The sequence below is a fragment of the bacterium genome (assembly GCA_020854115.1).
In the GTDB taxonomy this organism is placed as follows: Bacteria; Patescibacteriota; Saccharimonadia; order CAILAD01.
This window is the reverse complement of record JADZGC010000004.1, coordinates 71557-92114: the sequence shown is the minus strand read 5'-3', so window position 1 is coordinate 92114 and position 20558 is coordinate 71557. Positions and strand designations below refer to the sequence as shown.

Annotated in this window: 15 protein-coding genes, 2 tRNA genes and 1 rRNA gene; 4 read left to right on the top strand and 14 right to left on the bottom strand. The window is 50.0% G+C overall.

Features of this window, described 5'->3' with window-relative positions; all coding sequences use genetic code 11:
- Positions 1–672, bottom strand: coding sequence for a PrsW family intramembrane metalloprotease (locus tag IT415_00760; GenBank protein ID MCC7543224.1), 672 nt, complete (start codon positions 670–672; stop codon positions 1–3).
- Between the two features lie 140 nt (positions 673–812).
- Between IT415_00760 and IT415_00755 the strand changes: the two genes are divergently transcribed.
- Both IT415_00755 and IT415_00750 read left to right on the top strand, forming a co-directional pair.
- Positions 813–889: transfer RNA gene (locus IT415_00755), tRNA-Ala, on the top strand.
- Positions 890–922: 33 nt separating this feature from the next.
- Positions 923–999: transfer RNA gene (locus IT415_00750), tRNA-Ile, on the top strand.
- Between the two features lie 215 nt (positions 1000–1214).
- Here the strand turns inward: IT415_00750 and IT415_00745 are convergent.
- Entirely contained in the window at positions 1215–1835 is a 621-nt protein-coding gene (locus tag IT415_00745; protein ID MCC7543223.1) for a hypothetical protein, read from the bottom strand.
- Positions 1836–2019: 184 nt separating this feature from the next.
- Here IT415_00745 and IT415_00740 point away from each other — a divergent pair, with 184 nt between their 5' ends.
- Positions 2020–2988 (top strand): DDE-type integrase/transposase/recombinase, encoded by a 969-nt coding sequence (locus IT415_00740; protein ID MCC7543222.1) that lies wholly within the window; start codon positions 2020–2022, stop codon positions 2986–2988.
- A 486-nt stretch (positions 2989–3474) separates the two neighbouring features.
- Positions 3475–3732 (top strand): hypothetical protein, encoded by a 258-nt coding sequence (locus tag IT415_00735; GenBank protein ID MCC7543221.1) that lies wholly within the window; start codon positions 3475–3477, stop codon positions 3730–3732.
- Positions 3733–3996: 264 nt separating this feature from the next.
- Here IT415_00735 and IT415_00730 read toward each other — a convergent pair.
- The 12 genes from IT415_00730 to IT415_00675 all read right to left on the bottom strand — a co-directional run bounded on the left by IT415_00730 (position 3997) and on the right by IT415_00675 (position 20515).
- Positions 3997–5524: ribosomal RNA gene (locus tag IT415_00730) — 16S ribosomal RNA — on the bottom strand.
- Between the two features lie 358 nt (positions 5525–5882).
- The gene (locus IT415_00725) at positions 5883–6740 is read right to left on the bottom strand and encodes a divergent PAP2 family protein (protein MCC7543220.1); all 858 of its coding nucleotides are present in this window, start codon (positions 6738–6740) and stop codon (positions 5883–5885) included.
- Positions 6741–6765: 25 nt separating this feature from the next.
- Positions 6766–7356: a hypothetical protein gene (locus IT415_00720; protein MCC7543219.1), complete on the bottom strand. Its 591-nt coding sequence runs from the start codon at positions 7354–7356 to the stop codon at positions 6766–6768.
- 39 nt (positions 7357–7395) lie between these two features.
- Complete coding sequence (gene gyrA, locus IT415_00715; protein ID MCC7543218.1) at positions 7396–9888, bottom strand: DNA gyrase subunit A; 2493 nt, start codon at positions 9886–9888, stop codon at positions 7396–7398.
- A 29-nt stretch (positions 9889–9917) separates the two neighbouring features.
- A complete protein-coding gene (gyrB, locus tag IT415_00710; GenBank protein ID MCC7543217.1) occupies positions 9918–12023 on the bottom strand; it encodes a DNA topoisomerase (ATP-hydrolyzing) subunit B in 2106 nt (701 codons plus the stop codon).
- Positions 12024–12175: 152 nt separating this feature from the next.
- The gene (locus IT415_00705; GenBank protein MCC7543216.1) at positions 12176–13021 is read right to left on the bottom strand and encodes an IS3 family transposase; all 846 of its coding nucleotides are present in this window, start codon (positions 13019–13021) and stop codon (positions 12176–12178) included.
- A 5-nt stretch (positions 13022–13026) separates the two neighbouring features.
- Positions 13027–13284, bottom strand: coding sequence for a helix-turn-helix domain-containing protein (locus IT415_00700; GenBank protein ID MCC7543215.1), 258 nt, complete (start codon positions 13282–13284; stop codon positions 13027–13029).
- A 190-nt stretch (positions 13285–13474) separates the two neighbouring features.
- On the bottom strand, positions 13475–14146 hold the full coding sequence (locus tag IT415_00695; protein MCC7543214.1) for a hypothetical protein: 672 nt from the start codon (positions 14144–14146) through the stop codon (positions 13475–13477).
- Positions 14143–16041 carry a PKD domain-containing protein gene (locus tag IT415_00690; protein MCC7543213.1) on the bottom strand — a complete coding sequence of 633 codons (1899 nt, stop codon included), beginning with the start codon at positions 16039–16041 and terminating at the stop codon, positions 14143–14145. The genes IT415_00695 and IT415_00690 overlap by 4 nt, the downstream gene beginning before the upstream one ends.
- Before the next feature lie 33 nt (positions 16042–16074).
- Positions 16075–18597 (bottom strand): ATP-binding protein, encoded by a 2523-nt coding sequence (locus tag IT415_00685; GenBank protein ID MCC7543212.1) that lies wholly within the window; start codon positions 18595–18597, stop codon positions 16075–16077.
- A 4-nt stretch (positions 18598–18601) separates the two neighbouring features.
- A complete protein-coding gene (locus IT415_00680; GenBank protein MCC7543211.1) occupies positions 18602–18988 on the bottom strand; it encodes a hypothetical protein in 387 nt (128 codons plus the stop codon).
- 27 nt (positions 18989–19015) lie between these two features.
- Positions 19016–20515 carry a peptidoglycan binding domain-containing protein gene (locus IT415_00675; protein MCC7543210.1) on the bottom strand — a complete coding sequence of 500 codons (1500 nt, stop codon included), beginning with the start codon at positions 20513–20515 and terminating at the stop codon, positions 19016–19018.
- Between the last annotated feature and the right edge of the window lie 43 nt (positions 20516–20558).

Here is a 20558-nt window from a genome sequence, read left to right as displayed (position 1 = left end):
TCACCGTGCTTGTCTATCGTCCTTGCGCGCCAATACATAGACTCGAATCAGCAACACACTCAGAACAACTGAGATCACGTAGGCGACCATACGAAGCAATGGGATGGCCCCAGCATATGCGACCGAGAAGTTGTATACGGCATGGGCTAGCATCAAAAAGATCGCCGCACGTACTGCAATCTTCCAGTCACCTCGCCGACGAGCACGGAAGAAATACCAGCCAAATATGCCATTTGTCGCAGCATGAAAGAATAATAATGTCAGGAGTCGGTCAAAGCCAACCATTGCCCCAAACTGGACAGTATATTGAATGTTCTCTAATAAGCCAAATGCCAGGCCAGAAAACGCGAAATATATCACCCCATCACTTGGCTGCCGAAAAAACGACTGGTTACCAACAAAGAAAGCTACAGGCAGGCTCTTCAGTATCTCCTCGTAGATTCCAGGGATAATCCCCACCACCAAAGCGCCAACGAAGCCGATAGACGTATCAACTGGGTACGGGATGAGCTTGTCATTAATAACACCTGCGAGTTGAGCTGCTGCGAGCCCTATAAGAAATACTGTAGCTAGCGCCCATATAGGCTCCTGACCATTATCGCGACTGAGTAAGTAAAATGCCATGCCGCCAAACACGGCTGCCGTCAGTACAACTACGAGTAACACTTGCATAGTATTTATGCTACGGTGGGGGAGGACTTTTTACAACCGAGCATTGACCTTGCTCAAATCATAAAAAACAGGTACAATATGCCAGTTCTTCAGATACGATATTCATATCAATTTGATGTATTTTGCTAGGAACAAATCGTGGGGCATTAGCTCAGCTGGCTAGAGCACCTGCTTTGCAAGCAGGGGGTCATCGGTTCGAATCCGATATGCTCCACCATGATATCTATCGATTAAACCTTCCATATATTGTGGGCTTGTAGCTCAGCTGGTTAGAGCGCGTCACTGATAATGACGAGGTCGCAGGTTCGAGTCCTGCCAAGCCCACCATAAAGAAACTTTTTGATTTAGGAAAAAGTTAGTCTGGCTGGTTTTAATTCTACTTTTCTAACCGTTTCGCCGCTTTACGGCTCATCAGCATGGCTGTTTTACGCTTCATGGACGGGTTATACGGTAGGTAGAAAGTTGTTCAGTGATTGTGGTTTTGCCACGATCTCTTACTAGACTTTCTGCCTACCGACCTGCATGTGCAGGGTTTCGTGCTCTCAGGCCTCGACAGTTGTGTCAGAGGACTCCGTGAGGCTCTGGCGCAAGGCCCGAACCCAATCGGTACGCTCCTTGGCTCGCTTGATCTCTTCCTCACCGTGCTCGGTGTGGTACGAGACCTGCCAACGGGCCGAATGGAGTTGCTGCTCCTTGTAGGCGGCACCGCTGAGGCGCTCCGGAACTTCCGGGTAGGTCGTGTTGCAGTCGAAGTCGATGGACTTCTCTAGTTGCTTGACCATGAAGTTCTTGAGTTCGCGATGCTCCTGGGTGGGCGGCGTCCAAGCCTGAACCTTGGCGAGCATTGTCTCGTAGCGCTCACGCATCGCGAGCTCGCGAGCTTGCGACTCTTGGTACTCATGTGTTGCGCGCTCGAAAGCGAGCTGTGCCTGGCGGTCAGCTTCGGTGTCGTCCCACGCTTTGATGCGAGCGACGTCCGCCTCGGCCTTCTCGAGCTGCTCCGTGTGGTAGCTGCTCGGCTTGAACTCCGTCGGGACAGGCGAGTCGAGCGGCTCGTCACGGAGCTCAACGAGAGCACCGAACGCCCTCGCGCACTTCATGACGAAATCAGAGAACTCGACATCCTTGCCCTCGTAGAGGTCGGACGTGTAGCCTGTGGGCATCTGCCTCACACTCCTTAGGTACGAGTCTCTCGGGATTGAGAAACACTCGGTATATTTTATAATAAACATATAGTATTTGTCAATGTTTTCGTAGTAACTCAAGACCTTTGCAACCTAAATTGAACTAAAAAAGGTAGGCGTCCTAAACTGTTAGTATCAACAACTAATAAGAAAGGAGCCTACCATGGCTTATTCTATCAACCCTAACTTACCTAGTGCCAGAGCAACCGCTATGCGGTTACTGGTCGAAGACCAACAACCTCTGGCTGTTGTCGCAAGAAAGTGTGGTGTTCATCGCTCAACCATCTGGCGCTGGAAACGCAAATGGGACAAGCTTAACCGATATGTCCAATTTGACAACCCTAACCGGCCTAGCCGATCGGTTAGCCTAGCTCACAAGCTAACTGCTTGTAGCTGGCGAATCGCTACACTAAGCTCTAGGCCGCATACTTGTCCTAATGCTATTCCCGGGGCGACAGTCAGGCTCGTTCTAGCTGCCCGGGCTAAGTTAATGCGTTGTGCTGAGATTGTCTGGTATTACGTAACAAACACTCTTGGAGTAAGACTTAGCCTCAGCAGTGTGCGTCGTATTCTGCGGCGTCATCACTGCTTTGATGGTGCCAGGAAGCCACGACTCAAACGAGATAACCCTCATCGTCCATATGCCGTGAGACCAGGTGAATTAGTTGAGACGGATACCATCCACCATGTTGACCCCCGTAGCGGTAGGAGACTGTACTACTACACAGTCATAGACTTATTCAGCCGAATGGCTTACGTTACCCTGGCGGCAAAGCTGAGTCCGGGACGAGCGGCTCAAGCTGTACTGGAAGCTCAAGACAGTTGGGGCTTTAGAGTGACTATGATACAAGCTGACAATGGGCCGGAGTACGGACGCTATTTTGAGCAAGTAATGCGGTCTCATGGCATTGCTACTAGACACAGTCGGCTGCACCGACCGAATGACAACGCTCACATTAAGCGATTTAACCGCACCATCCAAACCGAATGTATTGGCTACTACTGGAACAGGAGTGTGTCGCTTAAGTGCCAGCGAGATAAGCTTACGACGTATCTCGACTACTACAACACTAAGCGCGTACACTTAGGCTTGCAGTTACTGACGCCTGCTGAAATGTTGCAAAGGTCCTGAGTTCTATACGTGTTTTTCGCTTTGAGATATAGTGCTATAGTCGGCGCTATTTTCCTAGTTTATGCATGTAGCCATTGCCTACAACTGCATATGTCAGCGGCGTAGCCGCTGGCCTTATTTTTTGTTCGCGACACGGACTTTCGGTTTAAGTAAAATTAGAAGTCAGCAGGGACGAAACCCCGCCGTCTCTTGCCATTTATGGCAGGCGAACGGCCCAGCCAGACTAACTTTTTCCTAAATTAAAAAGAATTTTTTGGCGGGGGAAATCTAAAAAAATGCAAAAAGTTAGTCTGGCTGGGCTGGGCGCGCGACAGCTCTGCTGGCGCAGGCGGCGGGGCTGGTAGCATTTGGCTCTACGGACTTCCATTTGCGCACGGAGCAGCAATTTAGCACAAACTTACATTTTTGAGATAAAATAGGTTCGAGCCTCAGCGTAAAGAGGCACCATTTTTTACTAACACCTCAAATACCCGTACAATAGCACATATGTTTACACAAATTTTTATTGGCCTCAGCATGATCGTGATTGGATTCTTAGTCCTAAAGTTTCATGAGCAAGTCTATAACTTCACCGGAGCTATCGCATCAGTCGAGCGACATATCACCGCTGGTACGCCGGCGTTCATTAAGCTAGTAGGCGCTAGCCTCGTGATACTCGGCATCGGCACGATGATCGGTATGTGGGACTGGATTCTCACGCCTGTGGGTGATGCGATCCGCAGCATGTTCCAAGTCAAAACATAATCACATAAAAATCAAAAACACTCAAAACACCGCCAGAATTAGGCGGTGTTTTTTATTGACCAGTGAAACGTGTCAGCTCGATAGAAAAGCTAAAGTGTTGTATCCAAGATGACAGGAATCGTTCATAAAAAGTGAACGATCGACCTAGGATAGCCAGAGTCATGATGTGTGGTGAGCACAAAGAGCAAGCTCTTTAGCTCGAACCAATCACGGTCTGTTGGCACTCAAGGCGCCAAAACAGTTACCTGTCAGCTTTCTCCCTAGAAAGGAGGTGATCCATCCGCACCTTCCGGTACGGATACCTTGTTACGACTTAACCCCAATCGCTGGGCTTACCTTAGGGCCGCGCTTTAGGCGGCACGTCGGGCACTCCCAACTTTCGTGATTTGACGGGCGGTGTGTACAAGACCCGGGAACGTATTCACGGCGCTATGCTGACGCGCCATTACTAGCGATTCCGACTTCAAGAGGGCGAGTTTCAGCCCTCTATCCGAACTGGGGGTAGTTTTGATGGGATTTGCTCCGTCTTACGACTTGGCTGCCCATTGTACTACCCATTGTAGGACGTGTGTGGCCCGAGGCGTAAGGGCCATGCTGACCAGACGTCATCCCCACCTTCCTCCCGGTTGGCCCGGGCAGTCTCGCCTGAAAAGACAACAGACGACAAGGGTTGCGCTCGTTGCGGGACTTAACCCAACATCTCACGACACGAGCTGACGACGGCCATGCAGCACCTGTCACCAGGTTCCCGAAGGCACATCTGTCTTTCGACTGACTTCCTGGGATGTCAAGCCTCGGTAAGGTTCTTCGCGTAGCTTCGAATTAAACCACATCCTCCACCGCTTGTGCGGGTCCCCGTCAATTCCTTTGAGTTTTAAACTTGCGTTCGTACTCCCCAGGCGGATCACTTAACGCGTTAGCTTCGTGACACAGGGGGTCGAAGCCCCATACCACTAGTGATCATCGTTTACGGCGTGGACTACCAGGGTATCTAATCCTGTTTGCTCCCCACGCTTTCGTGCATGAGCGTCAGTACAGGCCCAGGGGATTGCCTTCGCCATTGGTGTTCCTTCTGATATCTACGGATGTCACCCCTACACCAGAAATTCCACTTGCCTCTACCGACCTCGAGTCAGGGGGTTTCTCATACAGTCCAGGTGGTTGAGCCACCGGATTTCGCATAAGACCTACCAAACCGTCTGCGCACGCTTTACGCCCAGTAATTCCGGATAACGCTTGGATCCTACGTATTACCGCGGCTGCTGGCACGTAGTTAGCCGATCCTTATTCCTGAAGTACCGTCATAATCTTCCTTCAGAAAAGCAGTTTACACTCCGAAAAGCGTCTTCCTGCACGCGGCATTGCTCCATCAGGCTTGCGCCCATTGTGGAAGATTCCTCACTGCTGCCTCCCGTAGGAGTCTGGGCCGTATCTCAGTCCCAGTGTGGCTGGTCAACCTCTCGATCCAGCTATTGATCGTCGCCTTGGTGGGCCTTTCCCCCGCCAACTAGCTAATCAAACGCAGGCCCCTCCTAGAGCGCCGAAGCTTTACTCCGGATAAACCGGAGACTATGGGGTATTAGTCCACCTTTCGGTGAATTATTCCCCACTCTAGGGCAGGTACCAACGTGTTACTCACCCGTCCGCCACTCAATCACTTTATGAGTTCCGCTCGCAACGGCGGAATAATACTATTCAGCACCTGCGAGCGAAAAAAGTGATCGCGTACGACTTGCATGTGTTAGGCATGCCGCCAGCGTTCATCCTGAGCCAGGATCAAACTCTCATACACAAATGATTCAAAGAATCATTTCACTGTTATCTTGGAATGCTTTCGAGCCAACAGTGAAGACTCGAAATGCATGTAATCCTGTCATCTAGACGAATACAAAACAACTTTAAAACTTTTTTAAGTTGAACTGACACGTTTCACTTGTCAAAGATCGTAGCTGTTCGTAAAATTCAATCCAATCGGATCTACATACACACCACAAGATGTGTCAAAAAATATGGCTCCTGAGTGGCGATTCTTTTTTGGATTTTTCGCCGGAGCGGAACCGATGTATTTTTGTTGCTTCTACAATAAAAGCTACTAGAGAGGATTTTACCTGATCTCCTAAAGGTAAGTCAACCCTCTTTAAGAGCAGAAATTACTTAGACGCTTTTTGGCGGCGCTTACCGGCTGCGCTCAACCACTTCTCGCGACGGGCAGATGTCTTCGTTTCGACAGGCGTACGTAACGCGCCGTCGACGAGCAGACGGTACCACAGGCCTAGATGCCAAAATACAAAGCCCATCAAAGCCACTAGCAGCACGAACCATGTCTGCCATCCCTCAATCTGTTGTCGCTGCACTAGGAGACAAAATCCAAGCACCAGCGCTGTCACCAGACTTGAAATAGCCATATGACTTGCAAATGGACGATAGCTTGCTAAGCGACCTTGTGGGCGCCGTGCCAATACCCAGGTTAGAATACCTACAGCCATCAGAAATAGCGCGAGAATCAGTTCAATCAACATTGCAGTAGCATTAGGGCGTACCACGAGCCACGGCAGACGATCTAATACAGTCGATGCATTGAAGGCTGCAGCCAGCAAGACACCCAGCGTTGCTCCGATCACAACTTCGAGCGGCCGATGACCTAATATCTCGCGCAAGTGTCCGTACTTCTTGTGGGTCTTGATGGCACCAGATTGCATCAAATCATCGATCAGGTGGTTGAGCATCCGTGCCTGCTCACCAGCCGAGCGTCGCACTCCGAGACTATCGTACATCACGATTGCCGCCACTACTCCGGTAATCCCAAAGAGCGGGTTCTCTGGGCCTCCGATGATCAAAGCTACCGTTGCGAGCGATGACACAGTAGCCGAATGCACGCTTGGCATACCTCCCGACGAGAAGAGTAGCGACGGAGTATATTGCCCCCTAAAAACTGCAATAAAAAACTTCACACTCTGAGCAATTGCCCAGGTAGCTAATGGCACCCATAAATACTCGGAAATCTGCACCCCTCACCTCCTCGTTATATTGCTACTATCTTACCGGAGGATTGTTCCTGAAGACAAGTCCATAATGATAGCCTGGGGTGCGCAAACTTGACTCAAATTTCCATCCACAGCCTGAAAGCATGCGGATGGCATCCTCCCGACTTACTTTACGCTCGTGCTCGGGGCCAACTCCAGTATTGACTTCCCAGTCAATCAGAACGATGCGGCTTTTGGGCTTGAGATAACTATTAAGCGACAAGCAGAACTGATTCGGGTGCACTGATGACGAAAGTAGATTTGTGAGCAGTACTGTATCGAGCACATGGCGTTCGAGGGCTTTACCGAGTAAGACATCGGCCAAGAGTACAGGCTCAACTCGGCGGCCTTCTATGAGATTCTTGATGCGATCAAAGGAATCTTGATTCGGGCCAGCTACGATCATGCGCCCAGGAGTTCCTAGTAAGCTTACGGCTGCCGGCGCAAAGAACCCTATGGGATTTCCTAGCTCTAGCACAGCATCTCCCTCTTCAATTTTCAGGTCATCAAGAATCGCACGAGGGTTAATAAAATGCCCGCCCATCCGAGAACGGACTCGAGTGGGTAGTTTTTTCAGGGAGTGAAGTGTGCGGTGGATCATGGTTATGCTTCTATCCTACCGCACTTGACGCAATCTGCGCTACTCCGTAACCTCAGGCTCACCTGAAGCATCAATCAATGCAAGTGATGCAACTGTGTCGCCATCCTTGAGCTTCATGATGCGCACTCCCTGCGTAGCACGCCCTATCACCGAGATATCTTTGAGTCGCAAGCGAATTACTTGACCCTGACGAGAGATCAGGAGCAGATCATCATCGCGCGCCCCAATCACGCGAGAGTCAATCACCTCACCCGTCTTTGTAGTCACCACCCCAGCCTTAATTCCTACCCCCCCGCGCGCATGCTTTGTAAATTGCTCCGTCTTCGTGAGCTTACCGTAGCCGTTCGCACACGTGACGAGCATGAGACCTTCTTCTTGACCAATAATATCGACACCGACTACATGATCCTCGGCACGCAAACGCATACCCCGCACGCCCCGAGTCGCGCGACCCATCGGCCGAGCAGCCTCTTGGCCGAAGCGTAATGCCTGTGCCTTCGATGTCGACAAGATAATATCATCACCATCACTACACTTCTTGACCCAAGCCAGTTCATCGCCGACATCGAGTTTAATGGCAATAATCCCACTCGAGCGGATGTTTGCAAAATCAGTTAACTTGCTCTTCTTGATAGTACCTTGACGCGTCGCCATGAAAAGATACTGCGCCTGCTCCTCCTTGGTCAGGGCCACAGAGCTCGTTACTCGTTCTTCAGGCGCAAGATTAAGAATATTGACAATAGACACACCCTTCGCAACTCGACTTGCGGCTGGAATCTCATAGACCTTCAGGCGAAACGCACGCCCCTTACTCGTGAAAAAGAGCACCCAATCATGGTTCTTGGTCTTCAAGACATCTTGCACAACGTCTTCTTCCTTGGTCGTCATACCCATAATGCCCTTGCCGCCACGACCTTGACTCTTGTAGGTGTCAGAAGGCATGCGTTTGATGTAACCGCCATTTGTCAAAGTAATAATCACATCTTCGTTCGGCACAAGATCTTCTTCTGAAAATATACCAGCGCCTTTGTTCTCAATCTGCGTACGGCGCTCGTCACCATACTTATCGCGCATCTCCGTAAGCTCTTCCTTAATAACAGCCAAGATATTTTCAGCACTACTCAGAATCCTCTTGAGCTCCTTGATGAGTTTTTGCAACTCAGCATATTCGTCTTCGATCTTTTTGCGCTCCAGGCCAGCTAGAGTTCGTAACTGCATCGCCAGGATGGCATTTGCCTGCACTTCGGTCAGCTTGAAGTTTTGCATCAAGGCCTTGCGAGCTTCATCCTGTGTCTGACTGGCACGGATCGTCGATATAACCTTATCAATCTCATCGAGTGCCTTCAACAAACCTTCGAGGATATGGGCTCGATCTTCGGCTTTCTTGAGATCAAACTCCGTACGACGTCGGACAACCTCCTGCCGGTGCTGCAAGTAGTACTTCAACACCATTTCTAGATTCAATACGCGCGGCTGAATGCCATCCACGAGCGCAAGCATATTGACGTGGAAGCTCGTCTGCATCGGTGTGAGCTTGTAGAGCTGATTCAGAAGCTTCTGCGCATAGGCATCTTTTTTGAGCTCAATCACAATACGAGTGCCATCGCGATCAGAGCTCTCGTCACGAATATCACTAATACCAACAACCTTCTTCGCATGTACCAGCTCAGCGATCTTCTCGACAAGATTTCCACGAACTACCTGATATGGTAGTTCGGTCACTAAGATTTGTTGCTTGCCCTTCTTTGATTCAACGATCTCGGCTACTGCACGCATCACGATACTCCCCTTGCCGGTCGTGTAGGCGCTAGCAATGCCGCCATCATCAAAGATAATGCCACCGGTTGGGAAGTCCGGACCTTTTACAAACTGTAGCAAGTCGGCACTATTAGCCGATGGATTCTCGATGATGTGCAGAATAGCGTCGACCAACTCACGCAAATTGTGAGTCGGAATGTTGGTCGCCATACCCACAGCAATACCTTGCACACCATTCAATAAGAGGTTTGGTAATTTAGCGGGCAGCACCTTTGGCTCTTTGTGTGAGCCGTCGAAGTTTGGCATGAAGTCAACCGTATTCTTGTCGATATCAACCAACATCTCTTCGGCAATCTTGGTCATGCGCGCTTCGGTATATCGATAGGCAGCCGCTCGATCACCGTCTGGTGAACCAAAGTTGCCCTGACCATCAACCATTGGGTAGCGTAAGCTCCATGGTTGCGCCAAGCGCACCATCGCATCATACACGGCCGAATCACCGTGCGGGTGATATTTCTTCAACACTTCACCGACCACACCAGCAGACTTAGAGTGCTTGCGATTGGAGTACAGCCCCTCTCGCATCATTGCATAAAGAATGCGTCGATGTACTGGCTTCAACCCATCGCGTACATCTGGCAATGCGCGCGATACAATGACCGACATAGCGTACTCAAGATAGCTTTTTTCCATCTCGGATTCGATCGGCTGGAATTTTACCGTACCAATATTGGCAGCTTGCAAGGCTTCGTTCGCCTGTTCTTCTGGAGTCATGTCTAGGGATGATTTCTTTGTAGCCATGATTAAATATCCAAGTTAGTTACTGATTTCGCATGTATCTGAATGAAGTGCTTACGCAAGCTGACTTCATCACCCATAAGCTTCGAGAATATCGCATCTGCCTTTTCAGCATCTTCGATCGCTACTTTGAGCAGCACACGATTACTCGGATCCATGGTTGTCTCCCATAGCTGGTCTGGGTTCATCTCACCAAGACCCTTGTAGCGCTGGATGGATAGACCCGGTATCTTGATGCCTGTCTCTGAGGCGACCTCATCTTCAACAGCCTGTTCATCAATTTGTTCGGTCTGTATTGCCAGCTCTGCCAAATCGGCTGCCGTCTCAACACTATCAGGGATAGACTCAGCCCCTTCCTCGACCACTTCGGCTTGAGATTTGTCTTTATTATTCGCCTTGCTTCCAGCCTTTGCAGCCAATTCCGACAGGATGGCGTCACGCTCACCATCATTGTACGCATAATGCTTTTCTCGACCCACCGAAAGCTTATAGAGTGGTGGTTGAGCAATGAAGATATGCCCCTCTTCGATCAAAGATGGCATGTGCCGGAAGAAGAATGTCAGAAGTAATGTACGGATGTGCGAGCCATCCACATCGGCGTCCGTGGCGATGATGATGCGACCATAGCGCAAACGACCCAGATCAAAGTTATCAGCTATGCCGGTCCCCATAGCAATGATGAGGTTTTTAACTTCATTATTCCCAAGCATCTTATCAAGACGAGCGCGCTCGACATTGAGGATCTTACCTCGCAATGGCAGAATCGCCTGAAACTCACGATTGCGGCCTTGCTTCGCAGAGCCGCCAGCCGAGTCGCCCTCTACAATAAAGAGTTCGGATTCCTCCATCTTCTTTGAGCTACAGTCAGCCAGTTTACCTGGAAGTGTCATGCCCTCGAGAGCACCCTTACGGATCACGGTGTCGCGAGCTGCCCGCGCAGCTAGTCGAGCACGCGCCGAGAGCGATGCCTTACTAATGATCTTCTTCGCCTCGACTGGGTTTTCTTCGAGATAATAAGCGAGGTATTCACTGACGACCGTATCAACGATACCGCGGATCTCTGGGTTACCCAGCTTACCTTTGGTCTGACCCTCAAACTGCGGCTCTGGCAATTTGACCGATACGATCGCGGTTAAACCTTCGCGTACATCATCGCCAGTCAGAGACTCGTCCTTCTCCTTGATTAGTCCGTTTTTGCGTGCATAGTCATTAATGACGCGCGTCAAGGCCGTCCTAAAGCCGGTCAGGTGCGTCCCGCCTTCTGGGTTGTAGATATTATTTGCAAAGCTCTTCACTTGTTCGCTGTAACTATCAGCATACTGAATAGCAGCCTCAACCGTCACATCGCCTTGTTGCTTGTCGACATAGAAAGTAGGCTCGTTAATAGCCTCCTTGCCTTTGTTGAGGTGCTCAACATACGATCGGATACCGCCCTCAAAATAAAAACTAAAGCGCTTATTGTGTTTCTCATCTATCAGGCGCACTCGTACACCTTTGGTCAGATATGCCTGATGGCGTAGATAATCAAGAATTGTATTGTAGCTAAACTTCACCGTTTCAAAGATTGTTTCGTCTGGCTTAAAGCGAATGGTCGTTCCAGTCTGCTTGGTCTTGCCAGTTACCTTGATGGGGGCAGTTGCTACGCCACCTTTGTACGTCTGCTCGTGAATCGATCCGTCTTTATAGACAATCGCATGCAAATCAGTTGCCAGAGCGTTTACTACCGACACACCAACACCGTGCAAACCACCAGAAACCTTATAGCCGTCGCCGCCAAACTTACCGCCGGCGTGCAAAACAGTCAGCACTGTCTCGAGAGCTGACTTGCCAGTCGATTTCACTGTGTCTACTGGTATACCACGCCCATTATCAGTCACTCGCACCCAACCATCAGCCTCGAGCGCAACCTCAACCACGGTCGCAGCCCCGGCCAGGGCCTCATCGATCGAGTTATTGACTAGCTCCCATACCAGGTGATGCAATCCCTCGCTACCGGTGCCGCCGATGTACATACCAGGACGCTTGCGGACCGGCTCAAGCCCCTCAAGTACCTGAATTTGTTCTGCAGAATATTTAGCCGGTTTTTTTGCTGTCTTGTCTACATCTGCCACGAGTAAGGTAACCCCTCCAAAGGTTTTTCTTTTTTATTAGTCACAAAATACCAATCCATTATATAAGAGAAGATCAGGTTGGAGCAAGGGATTGATCAGCCGGTTCAGTCAACCTCCCTTTTCAACAAACACCTTGTCTAAGACAAAACCGCCTAGGTTTTGAGGCTAGCAGCGTAAGCTGCTAGACTCATGCCTAATGCCGTGTGGATGCGTTTGTGGTTATAGTAATAAATATGCATGGCAATTGCTTCATGAAGTTGGGCTAAATCTTTGTACTGACTAAGGTTTCCCATTTCACGCTTGAAGCCTCCAAACCAACGCTCCATGAAGCCGTTTTGCCACGGACTAGATTTGTTGCTGGCGCTGAGTAGAATCTCCATCTTGGCGCATAAGTCCTGGTGTTTGTAGCTCAGATATTCACTTCCTTGGTCGCTATGTAAGATAGCTGGACTATCGTGCTTACTCAGAGCATCAAGTAGGGCTTCGTGGGTTAGCTCACTGGAGTGACGCAGACCAAGTCGCCAACCAACAACCTGCCTAGTTTTGAGATCTAAAACTACAGCCAAGTGGTGCGTGTTTTTACTAAGCCACAGATAGGTAAAGTCCTGCACCCAGGCATGGGCATCCACCATGCCCATGTAGTCCATGCCGTCTTGCGGTCTGAGCTCATCTTTGAACTTGGCATAGCGTTGCAAGATATTGAGTGGAGCGTTAATTTCTGCTTTGCTAGATTTGTTGCCTCGACGCTTTTTGACAGGAGTGGGGATGACCACACCAGCTAAGTCACGAATCCGCCTGGTTTTCTTCTTGTTCCAGCCGAGATGCATGCTCAAACGGTCAACACCGTAGAATGGATGCACCTCATGAACTGCTTGAAGCTCAGCAACAGCTTGGTTGTCGAGACTAGCTTGTTTGGTCGGACGAACGTAGTAACTTGTTCTACTAAGTCCAAGACGACGAATATATTGCTTCCGCCAGCCTGGATCGACCTCGTCCAGAGCGGCTAGCCTTTTGGGCGTTGTGTCTCAGCCGTCAGCCTACCTAGAACCTTGTAGGCCTGTTCCAATTCTTTTTTTAGCCTGTTGTTCTCTAGGATTAAATTCTTATCTCCGTCGACTACACCAGCTCGAAGCCAGTTGTAGATGGTTTTTGTACTGACATTATGTGAGGCCGCCGCCTGACTTACGCTAATACCTTGGTTGCGAATTTGATCCAGTATTTCAGTCTTAATTTCTGGATCTATTGGTTTAAATCCTGGTATATTTTTTTACTCCTTGTTTACTGATTATTTTACTGCATTGTCCAAGACAGCGTGTTCAGTATATGGGGAGCGTGACAGCCAGTACTTATTATTACTGTGAAATTTTGGTAGTTTATTCATAGGAACAACCGCCTCGACCCCAGGCTTCGAGGTGATAATCAGCTCACCGTCGACCTCTTTGCGTATTTTACTAAACGTCTAGAGGTGATTTATCTTTACGAATGAAACGATAGAGCTTTTCACACACGAATCCGGCCAGGCCGCCGCCAATGATACCTAGCGTAAATTCACTGCCCGACAATTCAAAGCCAAACACCCGAGCAGAAATATACAACGCGCCACCGAAGATCAAGGCGCCGAGAGTGCCACCCAACAAAAAGCTTGGACGATAGAATGTTTCCTCAAGTAGCTCGCTCGTATATTCTATCGGACGGCTATGTACGAAGCGCGAAAACACTTGCTGACTCGGGGTCAGCTGACTCCGCACTTGCTCCATAGTATGATCATAAGCTTGCTTACGAGCTCGTCTACCAGTAGACTGTGCAGCCTTCGTCTCCTGAGACTTTTCCGCTTGTTTTTCGGTCTTCGGCTCTGGCTTCTCGACTGTTTCGGCCTTCTCAACCTTCTTCTCAGATTTTACTGCCTGGACTTCAGCCTTCGTCTCCTGAGACTTTTCCGCTTGTTTTTCGGTCGCTTTGAGCTGTTCTCGCGCCTTATCGATTGCTTGTTGGCGTTTTGATTCCGTACCCGCGTCAGCCGCTAGCTTCTCCTGCTGCGATTGTTTCGCGATATCCTTGAGCTCATTGCGCTGAGTACTATTTCGCTCAGATTGTTCTTTGCCGCGTGGTTCGCGTTCGCTCATGATGGCAAGCCCTCGTGTATGTTATTGAGAATAGCTAGTTCTTTTCGGATTAGTCGATTGCGCAAGTAGATGAATACTGCTCCAGCAGCAAACAGCGCGAGCGCCGTATTGGCGAGGGTAGCGCCCGTTTGGGGTAGTGTCATCACAACGCGCTCGATCTGCTTCGGAGGTGCAGCAGGGAGCGTAATCGTCACTCGCTGACCGTAGAAGATATTATCCATCTGCAAGTCATACGAGTTCTTATCACTCTTACCAACCGGCACGGCTGGAATGGGGCTCTTGATTTGAACGATAAATTCTTTAGTGACTGTCTTACCAGGACCAACTGCCTGTGCTGGCCAGACAAGATTCGTCGTCTTTGCACCATCTTTGCCGGGGATAGCAGTCTCGACTAGCTTACCTCCACCTTGATCAACAATGTCAGCATACTCCAAAATGTCACTTATCGCTTCATCAAAGACAAACTCATCAACGGGACCAGTGCCGGAGTTATAGACTGTCAGTGAGTATTTAATCTTATCCCCAGCACGCGCCTGAGTACCAGCGGCGTTCGTTGGCTGCTTATTTGCATCAAGCAGAGTAAGGTTGAGGGCTGACTTCTTGTAACTCATATTAGGACTCACTACTTGTAGTGTCACCTGACATTCTTCAACATATTGTGACGTACCGGCACGAGTTTTGATGCGGACCTTCGCTACATAGGTACCTGCCTTCTCATAGGTATGCTCATACGGATTGGTGCTGGTTTCTTTTGTCGTACCGTCACCAAATTCATAGAGATAGCTCACAAAGCCCGTGTTCTCTACCAGCTTTTCGGTTGCGAAGCTCACCTTCAACGGTGCGTTACCCGAGGGATTATTCGCATCCTGATAGGCTGTTAGCTGCAAACAGGCGTACCTGACGGGTGGTGGCGGTGGCACGCTACCCACAACAATGGTCGCGCGACATGCCGCGTTTTGCTCTGTGGTACCGGCAGTCGTCTTGACGCGTACGGTCGCAGTGTAGGTGCCTGCCCTGGTATAGGTATGACCTGTAGACTGATTGTTGGCATTTTCGTTCTCTTGGTCGCCGAAGTCATAGATATATCCTGTGATTGTAGTATTCGAAACCGAAGCAGTGGTCTTGAAATTAACCGTAAGTGGCGCATAGCGCTGCTGGTTATTGCTATCGTACGTAGCCTCGAGGCTATCGCATACGTAAGATATCCTCGGCGGATTAGTGGGCGGAACCGTAGGAGGAGTAGTTGGTGGGGCAGTTGGAGGTGCCGTCGGAGGAACCGTAGGTGGTTCGGTTGGTGGCACAGTTGGAGGTGCCGTCGGAGGATTCTTCTGCGCAGGATTATCCCTTGGAAGTTCCACGACCGGATTACCACAATCATACAGGATCCAAAAACGATTGCCGTCTGCATTCACACCTTGAAGCCCAGGGAATTGCTTACCAGCCCCCCACACGCTTAAGGGGCGAACATAGAAAGGCGTGCGCCCACCAGCAACAGTAAACTTGATGTTTTTGTCACCATGTGGCAAGCGACCTACAGACCAGGTATTGTCGGAAGAATTAGCAGTGCCATTAGTAGCAGCCTCGATCATTGGACGCGTGATCTTCAGCTGCAGGTACACTGCTCGAAGCTCGAGGTCGCTATCGTATCGACGCAGCAACTCTGCCTTCGACGAGAAACCACCATAGATAACGTCGTTTGCAGACCCAGCACTTGCCTCCGAGTGCTGAGGAGGCGCTACGACAGTGAGCACCTGAAAGATAGAAACCATTACCGCCAGTACCGCCCCAGCAGCCCGAACTGCCTGTTCTTGACCTAATCGCTTGATGTAGTATGAGACAAGCCCACGATCCTGCTGCCCGACAGAAAAATTTGTAACGAAGTCGCGAAATAGCATTGATATTTGATTACCTTAAGAGCATTGTAGCACTTACTGTGCTGACTGAGAACCAGCTGGTACTGAAGCTTGCTCGGCGGGAGCTGGTGCACTACTTGGCCTTGGCTCATCACGCATCGTCAGCGCAGCTGCTACCTCCTTAGCTACTTCCTCCTTTGGTCGACCATACTTATTGCGCGACAGCTCTTTCACATTCAGCGCCACATTCGCATCACCATATCCTCCTATGGGCGGGAAGATCGGCTTGAGCGTAAAAGGCTTCGTCGGCAACCCATTTGCCATCAACTTCACCGCACCCAAGAGGTTTGGCATATTGACGAGGTCAGTCTTATCAAAGCTTGGCAGGAACTGCTTCTCTAGATATTCAGCATCATCTGGCCCACAGCGATAAGTGAAAAGCGTACCAACGTTGCCAAATACCGCACCCTTAATCTCATCGGTCAACTGACCAATAAACTGGTTTGCCACGACAAGACACAGGTTGTACTTACGGGCTTCAGACAGAATCGTTGCAAATGACTCAGTAGCGAAGTTTTGAAACTCATCGACGTAGAGTGTAAAGAGCGGCATTTGATCTTTTGGCCTGCCTGAGCGAGCGAAGGCTGCAGCAAGCACTTTGATCACGAAAATCATCCCAAGATATTTTGCATTCAGCTCACCGACTTGGCCCTTCGAGAGATTGACAATCAGGATCTTGCCCTCATCCATCACCTTGCCAAAATCAAACGCACTCTGATGCTGCCCCATAATATTGCGCATCGTTTCGTTTGACTGGAAGGCGCCCCACTTTGATACAAAGTAGCCAAGCATCTCGCTCTTATCGCGTTCAGAGGTTTGACCCATTTCATTAATCCAAAAGTCTTGCACTGTCGGATCTGTCACATATTTGAATTTCGCCTTCAAAAAGTCATCGTCCAAGAACGGCTTGGGGATCTCAAGGAAGGTCGCCCCAGCCGGGTCAGCCATTACCGTCAGAGCCGCATTACGATACCACTGCTCAAAGCGCGGGCCGATAAAACCCTGGTTATTTGGGTCATACATCTTATAGAGCATCGCCAACGTTTCTTGAATCACAAAGTCTTTTTGTTCTGGATGCGCCGGATCAGTTTCTAAGATATTCATTCCGAGCGGCATAGCCATATCGGCTGGATTGAAGTAAATCACATCCTCAGCTCGATGCGGCGGAACCTTAGCAATAATTTCTTCAGCCACCTCACCATGCGGGTCAATAAAGCACAAGCCCTTCCCGGCCATCATATCCTGCACAATCATATCGCCAAGCAAGACAGACTTACCGGTACCGGTCTGACCAAGAATGTACATGTGGCGTGTGCGATCCTTATCCGTAAGCCGAACGACCTTTTCCTTGCCCTGGAAGAAGTTGCTTCCCAGGACAATCCCGGCGTCCGGCAAGTCCGCAGGTGAAGCAACCTCCTTAAGGCCCTTGCGTTCAAGTGGCGCAGCCAGCTCTGAATGACTGCTCGGCAAATGGAATAGCGTCGCGAGCTCCGAGCTATTTAGGATCACTTTCTTTTTTTGCGCCGGGAAGAATCGAAAAATCAAGTCGGTCGCAAGCTGCTGCTGTGATGGATCGGCGACGAATTGAAAGCTATTACTACCTGGTAGTGCAAACTGTGCAAAGCCATTCACGACATCCTGTAAGAGCAGTTTACTACGACCAAAATCATCCGAGCTCGTCACAATTCGGATAAGCGTTTCAAAGGCCGGCTGGGCCGCCTTTTCCTCAACTGCTTGAGCCAACTTCTGGTCAATCGAATCGGCCTGTTTCGATGGGTCTTGCATCTGTTCTTTAGCCTGCCAGTCAGGTGAACCAAATGGGGCTCGTGCCACCGATGCCGCTATATGCATCGGATCATGCATTTTTGCTCGCTGCGGATTCAAGAGCCCCTTGGCGAACTCGCGAGCCTTGATGACCCACTTCGGATTGGCCGGCCGAAACATCACTTGCACTACCACACCCTCATCAGGTTTCAGGCGCGTCAATGCTGATAGCATGCCCGCTAAAGGGTCGAATTCCAACGTCTTATAGGTCTGCAAGGGATAAAATGAGTCTCCAGTCAGGTGCATCTCCCCACCTGTAATAGTCGCTATCTTGCCCGTCTCAGAGAAGATGTTGTGATCCTCGGCTGGGATAATCTGTATGGTCGGATAGGCCGCGACCAGAGCCTTTTCGACAGAAGTTACAAGCGCAACCGGCACCGCAACATAGAAGTAGATCTGCTCGCCATGGGCCACGATCTCAAAAGATATATGCCGCTGAGAATACAGCCAACGACGATTTGTGGCGATACCTGAAAGCAGCGTGTATATGCCCTCAGCACGTGAGACATTTTCTTTGATTTTCTCACGCTCATCACGCTGACTCTCATCTTCCTCGGCCGGAGGTAACTTTAGGAGTAATGGCACCATCTTAAGGCTGCGCTCGATGTCCTTAGCGTGCTGCAAGCGGCGGCGCACAATCCAGAATACAACACCACCGACACCCAACATGACAACCAACATGACGAGAAGAATGAGACTTGCAAATTCGCTCATCCGACTAACTCGCCTCTTTTACATCAATCCCAAAACGTTCTTTGAGATATTTTTGGCTCAGGTCCTCAGCAGCCTCTTCTTGTTGACGTGGATCATTCCCGTTCTCGTCAACAATACGATCCACTGCATCTACCCATTGCGGCTCGATATTATCGTCGTCCATAGCAGACAGGGGAGACGTGACGGGGACCGGCGTCACTTCCGCTGCATTCTCTGTGGCAGATGTAGCTGCCTGATCTCCAGCGACAACATTGTGCGACGTAGATGGGGGGGTCGCCTGCTGCTCTACCGCAGCCGGCACCAGTTCGGTCGATCGCTCAAGGCCCATCCCTTGCCGCTCCGCCGATCCTTCGACCGGCCTTAATTCTAATTGGGATTGAGTCGACTGCATATTGCTTATGATTATACCCTGTTCTTACTAGTTGTGTACCCACACCGGGGTCCCAACCTCCGACCAGGCGTATATAAATGTTGCCGTCGCGTCAGGTAAATTAACGCACCCATGCGAACCATTATAGTAATAATCAGACCCACCAAAGCTGGAACGCCACGCTGCATCGTGCAATCCATACCCCAGATAGAACGGCATCCAATAATTGACGTGCACATTATAGTTATAGCCATACGATCGACCATTGAGATAGGTGTTTGTGGTCTTATAGTAGATTGCGAATAATCCTGTCACCGTACCGAGCCCTGCCCCAGTTGCCCCACTGGTAATCGGGCTCGAGTAGACCATTTGACCGTTTTCATACGCCCAAAGTCGCTGCAACGAGAGATTGATCTCAATATATTTTGGAGCATCTAAGCTAACGGTGCGTGTAGTCTCGGTCTTGTAGGGGATAGGGCTAGTGCTCAGTGTAATGGTTGCCCCTCGCTTACCAGCCAAGGCAGCCATCAGATCACGCACTGCCGCTTCTTGATTTAAGGCGATGCCATCTTGCCCTTCTCGCTCGACCGAAGAGTTTCCGTTCGCGACAATCACCTTCTTATTGACCGGATTCTTGTTTATCTGATTCGCAACCGACTGCATGTAGCCACGTACTTCCTGCTCACTGATTCTGACAACCAATTGTGAGGCATTAATCTCTCGATCAGGTACAACCTGTACCCAATACCCCATCTCTGCTGGGGTAGGGATGAAGCGTCGGGATTCATATACTAAGTCATACTTGAGACTGAGGTAGCTAGCTACTTCTTCTTTTGCCGGCTCGGTCTGTGGCAACTGAATATCAGCCGGTACCGTTTCGGGCGCCAGCACAAAAGTTGCATCCTTTACCCCCGCCATCGAATCAGCTAGCAGGCGCGTAACTGCCGTACGATCGAGGCCAACCCCTGGCGCATCCGGGACAGTCTTAATGTCACCATTCTCGACAACCACGGCGGCATTCTTCGGGGGAGTGCCAATTGTTTCTACCACTTGGTTGGTAAATTTCTGAAGCCGCCTGTAATCAAGCTCATAGGCCAGATTCAGCTGCGACTTCTCGGTAGAAATTCGCATCAGGCCAACTAGCGGCAAACTTGTATCGCGCCCATACGAATACGCTAGATTGACCGTGCGGTCTAAGTCATAACGCGCGCCAAGTGCATCATTTGTGGTTTTGAATACTTTATCGTCGATCTTGATCGTATATGACCGGCCGAGTGGTAAGGCTTGTAGCTTTGTGTACGCCTGCTGTTTTGTTAAACCCGATACATTCACGCCGGCAATTGAGACGCCCGGATACATCACTCCTTCTGTGTAGGCTGCCGCCATGGAGTTGAGGAGCAAAAACATGAATAACGGAGCGAGCAACAGAAATAGCACTCGAGCCGTTTTGCTCGGTGCTTGCCCAGACTTTGACAGCCGCCGAGGAAGGGCAAATCGATGAGCGTGCGTGACACGCTGCGTGCGGTTATATTGACTTGTCGCCGTCACTTGAGCGATTTTTCCACCACTTACCAGTTATGCTTATGCATAA